Below are 17,900 nucleotides of genomic sequence, written 5' to 3'. Positions count from 1 at the left end.
GAGCATCATGTGGCGGTCACCCGGGTGCGCAGCACCGCTCAGGCCCGCCTGGCCACGTTGGCACGCCTGACGGCCCTGGTGGACGACCTGGCGGTGATGGACTACAGCCTGCTCTACGACACCGAACGGGACCTGTTCGTGATCGGCTACAACGTCGACGAGCATCGCCGCGACAGTGGCTACTACGACCTGCTGGCGTCGGAAGCACGTCTGACCCACTTCATCGCCATCGCCCAGGGCCAGGTGCCGCAGCGCGCCTGGTTCACCCTGGGCCGGCTGCTGGGGGAAAACGCCGGGGTGCCGACGCTGCTGTCCTGGACCGGCTCGATGTTCGAGTACCTGATGCCCCTGCTGGTGATGCCCCACTACCCCGGCAGCCTGCTGGACCAGACCTGCCACGCGGCGGTGGCCGTGCAGATCCACCATGGCCACACCCTGGGTGTGCCGTGGGGGGTATCGGAGTCGGGCTATTACAGCCTGGACGCGCAGCTCAATTACCAGTACCGCGCCTTCGGTGTTCAAGGCCTGGGGCTCAAGCGCGGCCTGAGCAATGATATCGTCATCGCCCCTTATGCCAGCGTGCTGGCGCTGATGGTTGACGCCCCCGCCGCCAGCCGCAACCTGCAGGTGCTGGCCCGCCAAGGCCTGGCCGGGCGCTTCGGGCTGTACGAAGCGCTGGACTACACCGAAGCACGCCTGCCGCGTGGCCAGCGGTTCGCCGTGGTGCAGTCGTTCATGGCCCACCACCAGGGCATGAGCCTGCTGGCGCTGACCAGCCTGCTGCTGGGCCAACCCATGCAACGGCGCTTCGAGGCCGACCCCGCCTTGCAGTCGGCCCTGCTGCTGTTGCAGGAACGCGTACCGCGCGCTTGCGCCCCTTACCTGCAGACCGCCCACTCACCGGTGCTGGGTGAGAGCGGCCCGGCACAGGACAACGGTATTCGCGTATTCGTCGACCCTGGCCACAAACGCCCCGCCGTGCAGCTGCTGTCCAACGGCCGTTACCACGTTATGCTCACCAGCGCCGGGGGTGGCTACAGCCGTCGGCAGGACATGGCCGTGACCCGCTGGCAGGAGGACACGACACAGGACAACTGGGGCACCTTCTGCTACCTGCGTGATGTGCGCAGCGGTACATTCTGGTCCACCAGCCACCAGCCGACCCTGAGCCGTACCGAGCACCACGAAGCGATCTTCAGTGATTCGCGGGCCGAGTTCCGCACGCGCCACCTGGGGGTCGACAGTCACCTGGAAATCGTCGTGTCACCGGAAGACGATATCGAGCTGCGACGCCTGCACCTGACCAACCGCGGCACCAGCGCGCGCACACTGGAAATCACCACCTACGCCGAGGTGGTGCTCACCGCCGCTACCAGCGATGCCATGCACCCGGCTTTCAGCAAGCTGTTCGTGCAGACTGAACTGCTGCCAGCACTGCAGGCCATCGTCTGCAACCGTCGGCCACGGGACAGTGGCGAAGCCCAGCCGTGGCTGTGCCATCTGCTGGCGGCCCACGGGGCGGACATCGATGCGATTTCCTATGAAACCGATCGCGCCCGCTTCATCGGGCGCCAACGCACCCTGGACGCACCGGCGGCGCTGGACGCAAGCTGCGAGCGACTCTCCGGTACCGCTGGCGCGGTACTCGACCCGGTGGTCGCGATCCGCTGCCGTATCACCCTGCAACCGGAACAGAAAGCAACCATCGACCTGGTGACGGGCATCGCCGACAGCCGCGATGACTGCCTGTACCTGATCAACAAGTACCGCGACCGCCACCTGGCAGATCGGGTCTTCGACCTGTGCTGGACCCACAGCCAAGTATCGCTGCGCCAGCTCAACGCCACGCTGGCCGACGCCCGGCTGTTCGAACAGATGGCCTCGTCACTGCTGTACGCCAACGCGGCCATGCGCGCCGACAGCACCGTGCTGGCCGCCAACCGGCGCAACCAGCCAGGCCTGTGGGGCCAGTCGATTTCCGGCGACCTGCCCATCGTGCTGCTGCAGGTTCACAGCCTGGACAACATTGAACTGGTGCGCCAGGCCATTCAGGCCCACGCCTATTGGCGCCAGAAAGGCGTGGCGGTGGACCTGGTGATCTGGAACGAGGACCAGGCCGGCTACCGTCAGCAATTGCAGGACGGCATCATGGGCCTGATCACCTCCGGCAGCGAGGCCACGCTGCTGGACCGCCCGGGCGGCATTTTCGTGCGCCCGGCGCAACTGATGGCCAGCGAGGACCGCCTGCTGGTGCTGTCGGTAGCGCGGCTGATTCTCAACGATGGGCTGGGCACCCTGGCTGAACAAATACACCGGCGACGGGTATCACCGGTGCACGCGCCCTTCGCGGCCACCCGCACCGAGCGTGCGCGGCCCCAGGCCGCGCGGCCTGTCGCGGTGCCGCTGTTGCTGGGCAACGTGCATGGCGGCTTCAGCCTGGACGGCAGCGAGTACCTGATCACCACCACGGCCAACTCGCCGACACCCGCGCCGTGGGCCAACGTGCTGGCCAACCCTTACCTTGGCACAGTGGTGTCGGAGGCCGGGGGCGCCTACACCTGGGCGGAAAACGCCCACGAGTTTCGCCTCACCCCCTGGCACAACGACCCGGTCACCGACCGTAGCGGCGAAGCCATCTACCTGCGCGACGAAGAAACCGGGCACTGCTGGTCGCCCACACCGCTGCCGTGCCCAGGCACGGGCCCCTACCGGACCCGCCACGGCTTCGGCTACAGCGTGTTCGAGCACGAGGAGGATGGCCTTTACAGCGAGCTGTGGGTGTATGTAGCGCTGGACGCACCGGTGAAATTCTCGCGCCTGCTGCTGACCAACCGCTCCGGGCGCCCCCGCTCGGTCTCCGTCACCGGTTACGTGGAGTGGGTACTGGGCGACCTGCGCGGGCGCTCGGCCATGCACGTGGTCACCGAGTCCGACCCGGTCAGCGGCGCCTTGTTCGCCCGCAACGCCTTTTCCCTGGAGTTCAGCGAGCGTGTGGCGTTCTTCGACTGTGATACGCCTGAAGCGGGCGTCAGCGCGGACCGCACCGAATTCATCGGCCGCAACGGCACCCTGGGGGCGCCAGCGGCCATGCGCCATGCCGGCTTGTCCGGGCGCCGTGGCGCTGGCCTGGACCCCTGCGCCGCGCTGCAAGTGCAGGTAGAACTGGAGGCGGACAGCAGCCAGGAAGTGGTGCTGCGCCTGGGCGCGGAACGTTCCGCCCAGGCCGCCAGCCAACAGGTGCAGCGCTACCGGGGCCGGCAGACAGCGGCGGCCGAACTGCGCAAGGTGCGCGAGCATTGGCGCCAGGTGCTGGGGGCGATCCAGGTCGACACCGGCGTGCCCTCGGTGGACGTCATGGTCAACGGCTGGCTGATGTACCAAGTGATCGCCTGCCGGTTCGAGGCGCGCAGTGGGTATTACCAGTCTGGCGGTGCCATCGGCTACCGCGACCAGTTGCAGGACAGCATGGCGATGGTGCACGCCGACCCGCACGCGGTGCGCGCACACCTGTTGCTGTGCGCCAGCCACCAATATGTGGAAGGCGATGTGCAGCACTGGTGGCATCCGCCCCTGAACCGTGGCGTGCGCACGGGCTGCTCGGATGATTACCTGTGGCTGGTGGAAGCTACCTGTCGGTACGTTGAGGTCACGGGCGACCTGGGCGTGCTCGATGCGCCTGCCGGTTACCTGGAAGGTCGCGCCCTGGGGGCCGGCGAAGAGTCCTACTACGACCTGCCGGGCACCTCGCCGCTGAGCGAGCCGTTGTACCAGCACTGCGTGCGGGCCATCGAACACAGCCTTGCGCGCGGCGTGCATGGCCTGCCCTTGATGGGCTGCGGCGACTGGAACGACGGCATGAACCGCGTCGGCCACCACGGCGCCGGGGAAAGCGTATGGCTGGGTTTTTTCAGCCATCGCTTGCTGGAGCAGTTCGCAACCCTGGCCCGGCATCATGGCGACCCAGCCTTCGCCCAACGTTGCCGCGACACCGCTGCCGGGCTGGCACGCAACCTGGAACTCAACGCCTGGGACGGCGCCTGGTACCGCCGTGCCTGGTTCGATAACGGCCAGGTGCTGGGTGCCGCCAGCAACACGGAATGCCGCATCGACTCCATCGCCCAGAGCTGGGCGGTGCTGTCCGGTGCCGGTGCCGCGAGCCGCCAGGTGCAGGCCATGCAATCGCTGGATGAGCACCTGGTCAAGGCCGACATTCGGGCGGTGCTGCTGCTGGACCCGCCCTTCGACCATGGCGACCTGGACCCTGGTTACATCAAGGGCTACGTGCCTGGCGTGCGCGAGAACGGCGGCCAGTACACCCACGCCGCCGTGTGGGCGGCCATGGCCTTCGCGCAACTGGGCGACGCGGCCAAGGCCTGGCAGCTGCTGCACCTGATCAACCCCGCCAACAGCACGCGCATGGACGTCTACAAGGTCGAGCCCTATGTGATGGCCGCCGACGTCTATGGTTGCGCGCCCCATGCCGGGCGTGGCGGCTGGACCTGGTACACCGGCTCGGCTGGCTGGATGTACCGGCTGCTGGTCGAGTCGCTGCTAGGGGTGCAGCGCACCGGCACGGCCCTGCGCCTGGAACCGTTGCTGCCCGAAGACTCGCCGGGCTTCACGTTGCATTACCGCTTTGGCACGGCCCTGTACCATTTCCAGGTACAGGCAGGCACCCACGCCACCACCGCCATGACCCTGGATGGCACGGCCCTGGGCAACGCCCCGCTGACCTTGGTCGACGACGGTGCCGAGCATTGGGTGCGCGTCGACTGCCGCGCCCGTTTGGCCCGTCCGCGGCCCCAGGCCCTGGCCCCGACCTTCAACGAATGACCCGCGGGTAGCACAAAGGAGTACGCTGAAGCTCCACCTTGCCGCGGTATCCCGCCATGCCCGAGCCACGCGACAACCACCTGCTGGCCGCGCTGCCAGCCGCAGACCTGCAGCGCCTGGCCCCGCACCTGGAGGTGTTCGACCTGGTGCTGGGTGACGTGCTGTATGAGCCGGGCGACACCCTTCGCCATGTGTATTTCCCCGTGGACGCCATCGTTTCGTTGCTGCACGTCACCGAAAACGGTGCCTCGGCGGAAATCGCCGTGGTGGGAAACGAAGGCATGATCGGCATCGCCCTGTTCATGGGGGGCGAAAGCACCTCCAGCCGCGCCGTGGTGCAAAGCGCCGGCACCGCCCTGCGCCTGCCGGGCCACAGCCTGAAGAAAGAATTCAACCGCCATGGTGACCTGCTGGTGCTGATGCTGCGCTACACCCAGGCGTTGATCACCCAGATGTCCCAGACCGCCCTGTGCAACCGCCACCACTCCATCGACCAGCAACTGTGCAGGTGGCTGCTGCTGTCCCTGGACCGGCTGCCGGGCAACCGCCTGACCATGACCCAGGAACTGATCGCCAACATGCTCGGCGTACGCCGCGAAGGCGTGACGGAAGCGGCAGGAAAGCTGCAGCGCCTGGGGGTGATCGAATACAGCCGGGGGCAGATAACCGTGCTGGACCGGGCGCGGCTGGAGGGCTTGAGTTGCGAGTGCTACAGCGTCGTAAAGACCGAGACCGACCGCCTGCTGGGCTAGCGCCCGCCACCCATGGCCTTTTTCAGACATTACGCGGCGAGCCCTTCCCGAGCTTCGCCCGGTCCAACAGACAAACCCAACCACCGCAACCAATCCCTGTGGGACCGGGCGCCAGCTCGGGAAGCAGACGCCGCGCTCGTTCAGGCAGTACGCGGTGCGCCCTTCCCGAGCTTCGCCCGGTCCCACAGACAAACCCAACCACCGCAACCAATCCCTGTGGGACCGGGCGCCAGCTCGGGAAGCAGACGCCGCGCTCGTTCAGGCAGTACGCGGTGCGCCCTTCCCGAGCTTCGCCCGGGCCCACAGACAAACTCAACCACCGCAGCCAATCCCTGTGGGACCGGGCGCCAGCTCGGGAAGCAGACGCCGCGCTCGTTCAGGCAGTACGCGGTGCGCCCTTCCCGAGCTTCGCCCGGGCCCACAGACAAACCCAACCACCGCAAACAATCCTTGTGGGACCGGGCGCCAGCTCGGGAAGCAGACGCCGCGCTCGTTCAGGCAGTACGCGGTGCGCCCTTCCCGAGCTTCGCCCGGTCCCACAGACAAACCCAACCACCGCAACCAATCCCTGTGGGACCGGGCGCCAGCTCGGGAAGCAGGCGCTGTGGTCTTTCAGGCAGTACGCGGCTCCCGTCCGCCCCCCGCCCGTACCGACAAACCAATAGCTTGCTGACACTGGCATGCCGCCACTTTCTGCACCAGGGCAGGGAACTCCCAGCGCGACCATCGCCCTAACCTCGAAGCCGGCAAGACTGGCACAACACCGATTCCAGAGAGGTTGCACTGCATGTCATCCACCACCACGCCCTACCCCACAGGTGAGGCCAGCGAGCAGAAAAGTTCTGCGCGCCGTCTGATTTTCATCTCGGTGCTCGTGGCAACCATGGGCGCCCTCGCGTTCGGCTATGACACTGGCATCATCGCCGGCGCCCTGCCCTTCATGACCCTGCCGCTCGACCAGGGTGGCCTGGGCCTGAACCCTGTGAGCGAAGGCTTGATCACTGCCTCGCTGATCGTGGGCGCGGCCTTCGGTTCCTTGGCCAGCGGTTACCTGTCCGACCGCTTTGGTCGCCGCCTGACCCTGCGCGTGCTGGCGGTATTGTTCATCGTCGGCGCCCTGGGCACCGCCGTGGCGCCTTCGATTCCCTTCATGGTTGCCGCCCGCTTTGTGCTGGGCATCGCCGTGGGCGGCGGGTCAGCCACCGTACCGGTGTTCATCGCTGAAATCGCCGGCCCATCCAAGCGCGCACGGCTGGTCAGCCGCAACGAACTGATGATCGTCAGCGGCCAACTGCTCGCCTATGTGCTGAGTGCGGTGCTGGCCGCGCTGCTGCACACCCCGGGCATCTGGCGCTACATGCTGGCCATCGCCACCGTGCCGGGCCTGTTCCTGTTGATCGGCACCTTCTTCGTACCGGCTTCACCGCGCTGGCTGGCCTCCAAGGGCCGCTTCGATGATGCCCAGAAAGTGCTGGAGCAGCTGCGCGACAGCCACGCCGAAGCCCACCGCGAAGTCGAAGACATGAAAACCCAGGCCAAACAGGCACACAAACGCGTGCCCGTAAGCGAGCTGCTGCGTCAGCGGTGGGTGATCAAGCTGCTGTTCATCGGCGTGGGCCTGGGCTTCACCGCCCAGTTCACCGGGGTCAACGCCTTCATGTACTACACCCCCATCATCCTCAAACACACGGGCATGGGCACCAACGCCGCCCTGACCGCCACCATTGGCAACGGCGTGGTCTCGGTGATCGCGACCCTGCTGGGCATCTGGGCCATCGCCCATTTCGGGCGCCGCAAGTTGCTGATGACAGGGCTGGTGATCGTCATCCTCGCCCAGGCCACTCTTGGTTCGGTGTTGCAGTTCATGCCCCAGAACCTCACCCAGAGCTATGCCGCGCTGGCCTGTATCCTGGTGTTCCTGCTATTCATGCAGATGTGCATCGCACCGGTGTACTGGCTGTTGATGTCCGAACTCTTTCCCATGCAGGTGCGCGGGCTGCTGACCGGCGTGGCCGTGTCCATGCAGTGGCTGTTCAACGCCACCGTGGCGTTCCTGTTCCCCATCGCCATCAGCTCCCTGGGCAACCCAACGTTCTACGTGTTCGCAGCCATCAACGTGGGCTCGCTGCTGTTCGTGGCCCTGTGCCTGCCGGAAACCCGGGGCAAGTCGCTGGAGCAGATCGAGAAGCACATGAAGAAGGAACTGGACGACTCACTGGCATAGCACCCTCCCAGCCTTGTATTCTTGCCGCCCTTTGTTTTACTCAAAGGCGCGGCAGGAAGCCCGGTTCGTGAACGGCGCGCCTGCACGCCCGGCAACCCTCAAGGACGCACCGATGAAGCTGCAGCACAACGCCAGGGCGAATAAGCCCTCTTCGCCACTGGCCTGCTCCCTACTGCTGGGCCTGCTGCTGGGCGGCACCGCCCAGGCCCAGGACCTCAGCACCCCGCAAAGCGTGGTCTCCGACCGTGCAGACATGGACTTCAATGCCCTGGATGCCTATTTCAAGGCGCCGGGCAGCAACCAGTCGGCCACCCAATTCAGCGCCAGTCTGAACACCTGCCTGCAGTCCAACATCAACGAGATCAAGGGCAAGGGTGGCCTTGCGCCTGTGATGAAGGCCACCGGTTACACTGAAACCAGCGTCATCGAGATAGGCAGCCGCGTGTGCATGGAGGCCAAGGGCTGGAAGTTGTACAAGGTCATCAACAACAACGTGGAGCAGGTCAATGAGCACCTGCGCGCCTATTCGACGCTGTCGCCGCTGCAGCTGAAGGTGTCGGCCGACATGATCGTCGAGATGCGCCAGACCTATGCAGAGAATGAGCCTGAAGTCCTGGCGGTCGGCGACCTGACCCGCTGACGCATCGGTCGCAGTGGCCGCCAGGCCGCGTCGGCGGTAGAGCTCCCACATCATGGCATCAGGACCGATGCAAGCGCCCATCACCGTGCAGCAACCGCACTCTACCGCTTTCACGAGATGGTGCAGGTCTACGGCACCACCCTCAAGGCCTTGGTGCACGAACAGTTTGGCGATGGCATCATCAGTGCGATCAACTTCAAACTCGACCTCAGGAAGGTCGACGACCCGGAAGGCGGCCACCGCGCGGTGATCACCCTCGACGGAAAATTCCTGCCCTACAAACCCTTCTGAGCGCCTTGCCATGAGCTATGCACAACGCCCACCGCTGCCGCCGTTCACGCGGGAAACCGCCCTGCAGAAAGTACGCGCCGCCGAGGACGGCTGGAACAGCCGCGATGCGGCGAAGGTTGCCCTGGCGTATACCGAAGACACCTACTGGCGCAACCGCGCCGAATTCATCGAAGGCCGCGCCCAGGCGCAGCAGTTCCTGGAGCGTAAATGGCGCAAGGAACTGGACTACCGCCTGATCAAGGAGCTGTGGGCCTTTACCGACAACCGCATCGCCGTGCGCTACGCCTACGAGTGGCATGACGACTCGGGCAACTGGTTCCGCTCTTACGGCAATGAGAACTGGGAGTTCGACGCCAATGGGCTGATGCAACGGCGCTTTGCGTGCATCAATGATCTGCCGATCAGCGAGGCCGAACGCAAGTATCACTGGCCACTGGGGCGCCGGCCGGATGACCATCCCGGGTTGAGCGAACTGGGGCTCTGAGGGCGAACACGTCAGTGGGACGCACCCCGCGTCCCTGTCGCGCGTTCACAGGTCCAGAACCAACCGTGGCGTTTTGCAACCGGAGACGCAGATCATCATCGTTTTTCCCGACGCCTGCTCCGCAGGGCTCAAGACAAAATCCCGATGCTCTGGCGTTCCCTCCAGCACCACGGTTTCACAGGCCCCACACACGCCCTCCCGGCAGCTGTAGGAGACGGTCTGTCCTGCGGCGACCAGCGTGTCGATGAGGCTGCCGTGCCCAGCATGAAACAGTTGTCTGCCTGAGCGTGCGAGCACCACTTCGTACCCGCCACCTTGCTGAACGGTTGGCAGCCCCCCGGAAAATCGCTCGACGTGGCAATGCTCAAGGCCCAGTTCCTTACACGCGTGCTCGAATGCCGCCAGCATGGGTGCCGGGCCGCAGCAATAGGCATGGGTATGCGCGGGGTACTTTCCCAGATAGGCCAACAGGTCCGGGGCCGCCCCATGCACATCGTCGAAATGATAAGTAATGTTGCCGGCCAATGCGTGCAACTCCTGCCGGAATGCCATCTCTCGCTCTGACCGTGCGCAGTACAGGAAGTCGACGGCGGCGCCTTGGTCCGCCAATTGCCTTGCCATGCCCAACAGGGGTGTGATGCCAATTCCACCGGCCACCAGAACGGCACGCGAGGCCTGGGTAACCGGAAAGTTATTGCGTGGAATCGACACGTTGAAGCGCAGCCCGACACGCAAGTGACGATGAATAAAGGCCGAGCCACCGCGGCTGTGACGATCAAGCAGCACCCCCAGGCGATAATGGCTCGACGCCCCCGATGTACTCATCAGTGAATAACTACGTACCAGGCCATTGGGCAAATGCACGTCAATGTGGGCGCCGGGCTCGAACGCCGCGAAGGTTTGACCTTCCGCCGGGTTCAGTTCAATCGAAATAACGTTATCGGTCTCCCGGGTAATTCGGCTGACACGGGCAGCTTGCAAGCGAATATTCATTATTATCTTCCCTGTTTTTTTCCGTACACAACGGGCGCTACGCAATAGACGAAAGTCGTAGGGGTTCTTGACGATGGCTACGCGGCTACAATACTTTTGCAGCACAATAATGATTAGCCGACCCCTGGTACACACTATGCTATTAATGGACGAATGCATCGAACTGCTCGACGCCATGGATGCTCATGCCTGGTTTCATACACTGGTCGGGGCGGCTCATAAACTGGGATACAACCGAGTGCTTTATGCGCTCAAACCCAACAAGGAAACACAAAACTCGTCCGCCAGCATCATGAGCAACTTCCCCGCCGACTGGCGTTCGCGTTATGACAAAGAAAACTATTCACTTATTGACCCAACGGTCACGCACAGTTTCTCCTCATCCTTACCCGTGCACTGGCACGAAACGCTCTATACGTCCGTGCCACAGAAATCCTTTGCAGAAGAAGCCCGGCTCGCAGGCTTGAGCCAAGGCCTTACCCTGCCCATTCACGGCCCTCAGGGGCAAGTTGGCATGCTCAGCCTGAGTTGTCAGGCCATGCCAAAGACCGAATATATGCAGACACTGCAGAACAGCATGTGCGCGGCAACGATGTTACGTGACTATGCAGTCACCAGCAGTACCCGGCATTTGGGTCACACTCCCCAAATGACCCCACCCCACCTGACTTCACGCGAACGGGAGGTGCTGCACTGGGCCTGGGCAGAGAAAACCACGTGGGAAATCGGAACGATCCTCAAGATATCAGAGCCAACGGTGGAGTTTCATTTCAAGAACATAAGACGCAAGCTCAACGTCACCTCACGGCGACTTGCCGTGACCCGAGCCATTCAGTTGGATTTGATTTCAGTGTAAGCCGCACTGTTTTATCTGCGCCACGGCCAGATCGTCCTCGCTGATCCGCCCCGAGAAATACAGGCTTAACAGCACGATAAGGCAGGACGAGCCTTTCCCACCGCATTCCAGCCGGCTCGCCGCCGGCTGGCTCAGCCCGAACAGTTGCCAGAACGCCCCCTGGCTCTGGCCGAGTTCCAATCGCAGTGCTACTGCGCGCCTGATCAAGCCCCTTTCAGCCTCCATCCATACACTCCTGCGAGAAGAAAGCGGCACCATAGCGAGCCACCGGAAAGGCGCATAGCTATCAGATTGATAGGCTGCTAATTATCCACAGCGGATATACAAATAGCCATCATTCCGAGGTGACCACCGTGAACATTGAAATAGATACCAGAAGCAACTTCGATACGAACCGCCTGCATAAAATGCATCTCTTGAGAGCGCGTATTTTCCGGGACAAGAAAGAGTGGGACGTCAGCGTCATTGCCGGAATGGAAATCGATGGGTATGACGCGCTGAATCCGTATTACATGATCCTGCAGGATCATGATCTTGATGACGATGTCCTGGGGTGCTGGCGCCTGCTGCCGACCACGGGCCCGAACATGCTTGCCGATACCTTCCCCGAGCTTCTGGCCGGAGCACCCGCACCGTGCGCCCCGGACACATGGGAACTGAGCCGGTTTGCCATCTGCCAGCCTAATGGGCGCGCCTTTGCTTTTTCCGAACAGTCGATAATCGCTATTCGTGCCGTGATCTATTTCGGTGTCGAGCGGGGCCTCAGCCAATTCGTGACCGTCACGACCGTGGGTGTGGAAAAACTATTGATTCGCCTGGGCCTGGATGTGCGGCGTCTCGGGCCGGCAAAAACGATCGGTGTAGAACGCGCCGTGGCCCTTTCTATTGTCATCAACGAAAAAACCTTGAATGCCCTGGCCGATCCCCATTGCGCCCTATCAAACAGATAGCTTGCCCGCCTGACGGAATAGTACATGATCTTGCTCGCCGCACTCTGCGCCTTTCAATAGCAGCGGTATATCGACGATACAACGAACTCTCGCCATTCAACGTAAGTGGACTACGGAGACGATAAATGGACACCGTGATTGATTCGCCGAAACATGAAGGTGCAAGCTATGCCAGTCCGGAAACCTGGCCTGCGTTTGTCAGGGCCACCGCCCAACAGGATTACCTGAGCGCCGAAACCGGCCTGTATACCGCCCTGGAACAAGGCTACAGCCACTGGTACATCGACGGTAGCCTGGAGGGCGAGCGCCCGGCGGACTTTACCCCGCAGCGCCTGGCCGCGCTTAACACCCTGATGGATGAAACCGGGGTGAGACCTATCTTTCATGGCAACTTCAAGGCGCCGCTTGGCAGTGACGTAGAGGCGTTGGCCGCAGCCGCGCTGGACTACGTGAAGCAGGAGGTCGACATCTGCGCCGCGCTGGGAGGTGCCCCGCTGATCGTTCATGGCGGCGGTGTCGTGGAGCCCCGGCTGGTGAAGGAAGCGCGGGAGAAAGGCCTTGAACGCTTGATCGCCAACCTCCAGGAACTGGTGAGCTATGGCAAGGCGCGAGGGGTCGAAATCTGGCTGGAAAACCTGTGCAACTACACCCGCTTCCATCCGTTCTACTACATCTGCACAACCGAAGACGAAGTTGAGCATGTACTGAAGTCTGTCCCTGGGCTGCACATGTTTCTGGACGTCTCGCACGCTTATGTCAACGGTGGCGACCCTCTGTCGTTCTTCTGGAAGTTCAATGAACGAGTGGTAGGCATGTCGTTCAGCGATAACAACGGCGACCGTGACTCCCACTTCCCCCTGGGCCGCGGCAACCTCGATTTTCCTGCCCTGGTAGATGCCATCCAGACCACTGCCTGGCAGGGCATGGTTGGTTTCGAAACGCGTGGTGGCACCCTGCGCGGCAGTGTCGATTACCTCAACCAACTGGTCGCCTCCTCCACTCGCTAATCTGGGGCACCGACGGCTGGCCACCAGCCGTCAGTGCCGAGGTTTTTTATGAACACTCAAGCGTCAACCACACCCACCGCCGGCACCCGGCGCCGTAACGGGCGAAGTTCCTTTACCGAAGGATGCGTCGATTCAATACCCGTCTGCCTGACGTTCATGTTCCTGTTCTTCTCCATCGGGGCAGCGTGCAATGAAGCCGGGTTCACCAGCCTTCAAGCACTGACCATGACCTTCACGGTGCACGCGGCGCCTTTGCAAGTGTTCGTCGCCCAGCACGGGGCAAGCCTGACCGTCATGTCGATTCTATTCACCACACTGGTGGTCAACTTCAGATTCCTGATCATGTCGTCGGTCTTGACCGAACACTTCAAAGGCGTGCCGCTGTGGAAAGTTCTCTTGTCAGCCCAGTTGCTGTCGATCTCCACCTTTACCCTGTCCAACACCAAGAAGGGTCTGATCGAGAACATCTACAACTACTACCTGGGCTGTGGCGTCAGCACCTTGCTGGTGGCTATTTTCGCAACCGGGCTCGGGTTCTGGGTAAGCGGGGAACAGAACCCTTTCCTGCAATCCATCATCGGCGTGATCTTGCCCATCCATTTCACCGTACTGGCGTCGCTGGCCTGGCCCAGGTTGAAACCCATGATCGCCACCGGGGCCGGCTTTGCCTTGACCCCGATCGTGGGACGCTACCTGCATGACTATCAGATATTCGTGGTGCCTTTTTTGCTGGGCGGCGCACTGCTGCTGTGGGATGAAATGGTTGAAAGGAAAGCCCAATGAACAACTGGACGCTTATTCTGGTGGCGTCCGTGGCGTCTTATGCGCTACGGGCAATGCCTATTCTCATTTTCCATAAACTGCCCATCGCCGCGGACGGTTTGATGTACCGCTTCCTCAATTACGCCGCGTTTGGCGTCATGGGGGGCATCATTTATTCAGCGTTGCTAGGCGACACCTACTACGACCATTGGGCCGGGCACTTCCAGAGCCCTGACTCGTTACTGAAGCTGTCGACGCTCTGCCTTGCCGTTATCATCGCCGCACGGTGGCGGGGCGTATTCAAGACCCTCTTCATCTGCCTTGGCTACTTCACCGCCATGACCTTCTTCCTCGGAGCCTGACCTGATGCTTCAGCCCGCTGCCCTCCCGTCGCTTGCAACCCTTCGTGACCGTCACGCAACGTTATCCGCGCGCTGCGAACCCATCAATATGACGCGCGGCCTACCCTCCCCCGAACAGATCTCGCTGACCCAGGACTTTCTGAGCCTACCGGGCACGCACTCCTTTTCCTCCGCCGATGGCCAGGACTGGCTCAACTATGGTGGCCTTCAAGGCGTTCTCGAAGTCAGGGCCCTGTTCGGCCCTGTGATGCTGGGGCTGCCGGCCGAGCAGGTTGCCATTGGCGAGAACTCCAGCCTGGCCCTGATGCACGAAGCTATCGGCCATGCCTGGATCAAAGGCTTTGGTGGCGCGCAGCCATGGGGCAAGGCAGATGTGGTGCGCTTCATCTGCCCGGAACCCGGGTACGACCGCCACTTCTCGATCTGCGACTACTACGGCATAGAAATGGTGCCCGTGGCCATGACCGCCGAGGGGCCAGACATGGAAGCAGTGGAACGCCTGGTCTCGACCGACCCCAGCATTCGCGGCATGTGGTGCGTTCCTCGCCATGCCAACCCGAACGGCGCCATTTACAGCACCGCAACCGTCAACCGCCTCGCCACCATGCCCACGGCCGCCACAGACTTCAAACTGTTCTGGGACAACGCCTACGTGGTTCATGACTTCATCCCGTCCAGCGAGCCCAGGCCGGACGTGTACAAGGCGTGCGCCGAAGCCGGCCATGCGGACCGCCCCCTACTGTTCGCGTCAACATCGAAGATGGTGATTCCCAGCTCAGGGATTGCCATGGTCGGGGGAAGCCCGAACACCCTCAACTGGTGGCTGGATTGCCGTCAGCATAAAACCATTGGCCCTGACAAAGTGAACCAGGTCAGGCACTTGATGTTCTTTCAGACGGCGCAGAACCTGTCCGCCCATATGCAACGTCATGGGCAATTACTCGGCGCAAAGTTTGACCGCGTTCAACAGACCTTCACGCGCCACCTGAGCGGTGTTGCGCAGGTCAGCTGGTCACGCCCACTGGGTGGCTACTTCATTGCCCTGCTGGTGCCCGCTGGGCTTGCCAAGCGAGTAGTCGCCATAGCCGCACAGGCTGGGGTGAAGATGACACCCGCTGGCGCTACCCACTGCCACGGTCATGATGCCGAGGAGCGCCACCTGCGAATTGCTCCGTCCTACCTCAGCCTGGCCCAGGTAGAACAGGCGGCAGAGGTCATCGCCAACTCGGTACTGCTTGCGTGCGCCGAGCGCGAGGCAGGCCAGTAATCGCCGAACAGGCTTGCAGGCCACGGCAGGCCCGGTACCTGCCGTGCTACTTGAGCCCCCCCCGTCAGGAGCCCACCATGACTTCGCCGTTGCTTCCTACCGCTGACGCGGTTCGGGCAGCCGCGACCCGGTTGCAAGGCCGGGTCCGGCAGACCCCTGTGCTGAGTTCTGCCACGCTTGACGCTGCGTGGCAGAGCCAGGTCTTCTTCAAATGTGAACAGTTCCAGCGCATGGGCGCGTTCAAGATCCGTGGCGCGCTCAATGCCCTGCTTCAGCTGGACACCGCCGCCAGGCAGCGAGGCGTTGTCACCTACTCCTCCGGAAACCATGCCCAGGGCATAGCCCTGGCCGCCCGGGACCTGGGCGTTCAGGCCGTTATCGTCATGCCATCGGACGCTCCCGAAACCAAACGGCTGGCCACCGAAGGTTACGGCGCCACTGTGGTGCAATATGACCGATGCAGCGAAGACCGCCTGGCCATTGCCCAGCGCTTGCAGCGCGAGCACGGGTACACACTCATCCCGCCATTCGATCACCCCGATGTGATAGCAGGGCAAGGCACCGTGGGCCTGGAGCTGTTCGAGGAGGCGGGCCCGCTGGATGTGTTGCTCGTTCCGGTCGGCGGTGGCGGCCTGATTTCGGGCGTTGCGCTGGCGGCCACGGCGCTCTGCCCGACTTGCGCAATCATCGGTGTAGAACCTGAAACAGGCAACGATGGCCAGAGATCGTTTCGCCGCAGGGAACTGGTGAAGATCGACACACCCACTACCATTGCCGATGGGGCGCAGACCCAGGCCCTTGGAAACCTCACGCTGGCGCTGATACTGGAGCATGTCAGTGACATGGTCACCGTCAGTGACGCGGAAATCGTGCAGGCCATGCGCTTTATGGCAGAACGCATGAAACTGGTGGTCGAACCTACCGGCTGCCTGGCAGCGGCAGCGGCCTTCGCATTGCGAGCCCAGCTCAAAGGAAAAAGGGTGGGTGTGATACTGTCCGGCGGCAACGTCGATATTGATCACTACGCGCACTTGCTGCAGCAATGCGGCCCGAGCCGTCTGATGTTGACGGTCGCGGGCCCTGGCGGGTGATCAATCGGGTCGAATTCAAAAAGCCGGACATTTTTCCAAGACGCAGGTCACACGGGCGGCCACAGTAGTCGCCCTGCCTGCGCTTGCCCTTGATTCCCACTACCCTGGCGCAGGGCCCCGCTAGGAGTCCTCATGCGCGATGCCGCCAGCCACCCGAACAGCCAGCCTGGCGACTGTCTGCTGCCTTCATGTCAACACGCCTACCTGCACGTAGTCATCGTCAACCACTTCCACCTGCGTTGTGCTTACGGCCCAGACGTAGCGTGCGCCGCCGTGGAACGACTGGCAGACCAGCTCGGCGCCTGGGGGCAGGTGATGCCTCTGTCGGCCGGGCATTGCCTGCTCAAGATGGCTGCCGGTGATGCCGTGCGGCTCGCCGAGGATATCCTGGTGCAGTGCTCTTTCACTGCCATTGAATACCTTGGCATTGAATACCTGCGGGTACTGGCCGTGGGGCCCGTGGAATACGACGGTCATCCCGATGCGCTGCTGACCATCGAGTCCAGTCCCCTGGGGTGGTGCGCACCACTGCCGGCGGTGCAGCACACCCGGCAATGGCGCACCGGTTACCGCACCCACATGCGTATCGCCCTGGATTTCCTTCGCGACCTTCGCGCCGGCCATGCAGGTCTGGCTTTCCAGCCGATCAGGCAACCTCACGACGCCAGCGCTGAATGCTACCGCGAGGCGCTGCTACGCATCGCCGCCCCGTCGAGCTGCCGGGAAGTCGGCCCGGCCGACATCATCACGGCGTTGGAGGCATTGGGGCTGGTGCGGCTTCTGGACTACTGCGTGGTGAAGAAAGCCATCGCGCTGCTACGGGCGGATCGCACCGTGCGCATCGGTTGCAACCTCTCGGCGAAAAGCGCCGTGAACGATACCTGGTGGCTGAGCACGGTCCAGGCCCTCAGCGATAACAGCGCGCTCGCCAGGCGCCTGGTGCTGGAATTGACTGAAACAGCCGTGCCCGATTCGCTGCCGCTGACCGTAGATTTCCTGGACAGGCTCAAGGCCTTGGGCGTGCAACTCGCGCTGGATGACTTCGGCACCGGAGTGAGCGGTTTCGGGCTGGTGCAGCGCATACCCTTCGACATCGTCAAGCTCGACCAGCGCTACCTGCAGAACGCGCGCCTGAGCCTCGACGGCAAGGAAATGCTGCACAGCCTGATAGGTATCTGCAAGCGCCTGGCACCTGAGGTCATCATCGAAGGCGTGGAAACCATCAGCGACCTCATGCACCTCAAACCGCACAGGAACAACGTGTGGGCCCAGGGCTTCCTTACCGGCAAACCACTGGGCTGGGCGCAACTTCAAGACCCGACGCGCACAGCGAATGAGGGAAGCCCAAACCATTCGTGAATTCGCGCCAGCAAGTGCCACAGCAGCCC

The 17,900-nt window shown here is 62.9% G+C and carries 15 protein-coding genes and 1 pseudogene; 14 read left to right on the top strand and 2 right to left on the bottom strand.

The genetic code is table 11. From position 1 onward, the window contains the following. The 6 genes and pseudogenes from QBK88_RS19115 to QBK88_RS19090 form a co-directional block, all read left to right on the top strand. Positions 1–4,833, top strand: a 4,833-nt coding sequence (locus QBK88_RS19115; protein ID WP_277963263.1) for a GH36-type glycosyl hydrolase domain-containing protein, incomplete at its 5' end; no start/stop codon positions are given. A gap of 56 nt (positions 4,834–4,889) precedes the next feature. Then, on the top strand, positions 4,890–5,585 hold the full coding sequence (locus tag QBK88_RS19110; protein ID WP_268143736.1) for a Crp/Fnr family transcriptional regulator: 696 nt from the start codon (positions 4,890–4,892) through the stop codon (positions 5,583–5,585). A 787-nt stretch (positions 5,586–6,372) separates the two neighbouring features. Beyond that, on the top strand, positions 6,373–7,809 hold the full coding sequence (locus QBK88_RS19105; protein ID WP_277963262.1) for a sugar porter family MFS transporter: 1,437 nt from the start codon (positions 6,373–6,375) through the stop codon (positions 7,807–7,809). A 67-nt stretch (positions 7,810–7,876) separates the two neighbouring features. Next, a complete protein-coding gene (locus tag QBK88_RS19100; protein WP_277963261.1) occupies positions 7,877–8,449 on the top strand; it encodes a hypothetical protein in 573 nt (190 codons plus the stop codon). A 99-nt stretch (positions 8,450–8,548) separates the two neighbouring features. Further along, positions 8,549–8,740, top strand: a pseudogene (locus QBK88_RS19095) (cyanase); the annotation flags it as partial. A 10-nt stretch (positions 8,741–8,750) separates the two neighbouring features. Further along, on the top strand, positions 8,751–9,224 hold the full coding sequence (locus QBK88_RS19090) for a nuclear transport factor 2 family protein (protein ID WP_277963260.1): 474 nt from the start codon (positions 8,751–8,753) through the stop codon (positions 9,222–9,224). 45 nt (positions 9,225–9,269) lie between these two features. On the opposite strand, the gene QBK88_RS19085 is transcribed toward QBK88_RS19090, so the two are convergent. Next, positions 9,270–10,217, bottom strand: a complete 948-nt coding sequence (locus tag QBK88_RS19085) for a PDR/VanB family oxidoreductase (protein ID WP_277963259.1) — start codon at positions 10,215–10,217, stop codon at positions 9,270–9,272. A 136-nt stretch (positions 10,218–10,353) separates the two neighbouring features. On the opposite strand from QBK88_RS19085, the gene QBK88_RS19080 reads away from it, so the two are divergent. After that, a complete protein-coding gene (locus tag QBK88_RS19080) occupies positions 10,354–11,073 on the top strand; it encodes a LuxR family transcriptional regulator (protein ID WP_277963258.1) in 720 nt (239 codons plus the stop codon). Here QBK88_RS19080 and QBK88_RS19075 read toward each other — a convergent pair. After that, positions 11,065–11,298, bottom strand: a complete 234-nt coding sequence (locus QBK88_RS19075) for a hypothetical protein (RefSeq protein WP_277963257.1) — start codon at positions 11,296–11,298, stop codon at positions 11,065–11,067. The genes QBK88_RS19080 and QBK88_RS19075 overlap by 9 nt on opposite strands. Positions 11,299–11,426: 128 nt before the next feature. Here QBK88_RS19075 and QBK88_RS19070 point away from each other — a divergent pair, with 128 nt between their 5' ends. The 7 genes from QBK88_RS19070 to QBK88_RS19040 all read left to right on the top strand — a co-directional run bounded on the left by QBK88_RS19070 (position 11,427) and on the right by QBK88_RS19040 (position 17,871). Next, on the top strand, positions 11,427–12,023 hold the full coding sequence (locus QBK88_RS19070) for an acyl-homoserine-lactone synthase (RefSeq protein ID WP_277963256.1): 597 nt from the start codon (positions 11,427–11,429) through the stop codon (positions 12,021–12,023). Positions 12,024–12,148: 125 nt separating this feature from the next. Beyond that, positions 12,149–13,030, top strand: coding sequence for a sugar phosphate isomerase/epimerase family protein (locus tag QBK88_RS19065; protein WP_277963255.1), 882 nt, complete (start codon positions 12,149–12,151; stop codon positions 13,028–13,030). Between the two features lie 48 nt (positions 13,031–13,078). Next, positions 13,079–13,813: an AzlC family ABC transporter permease gene (locus QBK88_RS19060; RefSeq protein WP_277963254.1), complete on the top strand. Its 735-nt coding sequence runs from the start codon at positions 13,079–13,081 to the stop codon at positions 13,811–13,813. Next, positions 13,810–14,154, top strand: coding sequence for an AzlD domain-containing protein (locus QBK88_RS19055; RefSeq protein WP_277963253.1), 345 nt, complete (start codon positions 13,810–13,812; stop codon positions 14,152–14,154). The genes QBK88_RS19060 and QBK88_RS19055 overlap by 4 nt, the downstream gene beginning before the upstream one ends. A 4-nt stretch (positions 14,155–14,158) precedes the next feature. Continuing rightward, the gene (locus QBK88_RS19050; protein WP_277963252.1) at positions 14,159–15,421 is read left to right on the top strand and encodes an aminotransferase class I/II-fold pyridoxal phosphate-dependent enzyme; all 1,263 of its coding nucleotides are present in this window, start codon (positions 14,159–14,161) and stop codon (positions 15,419–15,421) included. Between the two features lie 77 nt (positions 15,422–15,498). Further along, positions 15,499–16,512, top strand: a complete 1,014-nt coding sequence (locus tag QBK88_RS19045; RefSeq protein WP_277963251.1) for a threo-3-hydroxy-L-aspartate ammonia-lyase — start codon at positions 15,499–15,501, stop codon at positions 16,510–16,512. 132 nt (positions 16,513–16,644) lie between these two features. Beyond that, positions 16,645–17,871 carry an EAL domain-containing protein gene (locus QBK88_RS19040; protein WP_277963250.1) on the top strand — a complete coding sequence of 409 codons (1,227 nt, stop codon included), beginning with the start codon at positions 16,645–16,647 and terminating at the stop codon, positions 17,869–17,871. Positions 17,872–17,900 lie beyond the last annotated feature (29 nt).

The organism is Pseudomonas sp. RIT-To-2 (assembly GCF_029623465.1).
Classification (GTDB): domain Bacteria; phylum Pseudomonadota; class Gammaproteobacteria; order Pseudomonadales; family Pseudomonadaceae; genus Aquipseudomonas; species Aquipseudomonas silvicola.
The sequence above is the reverse complement of the archived record's forward strand: the minus strand, read 5'-3'. Positions and strand labels throughout refer to the sequence as shown.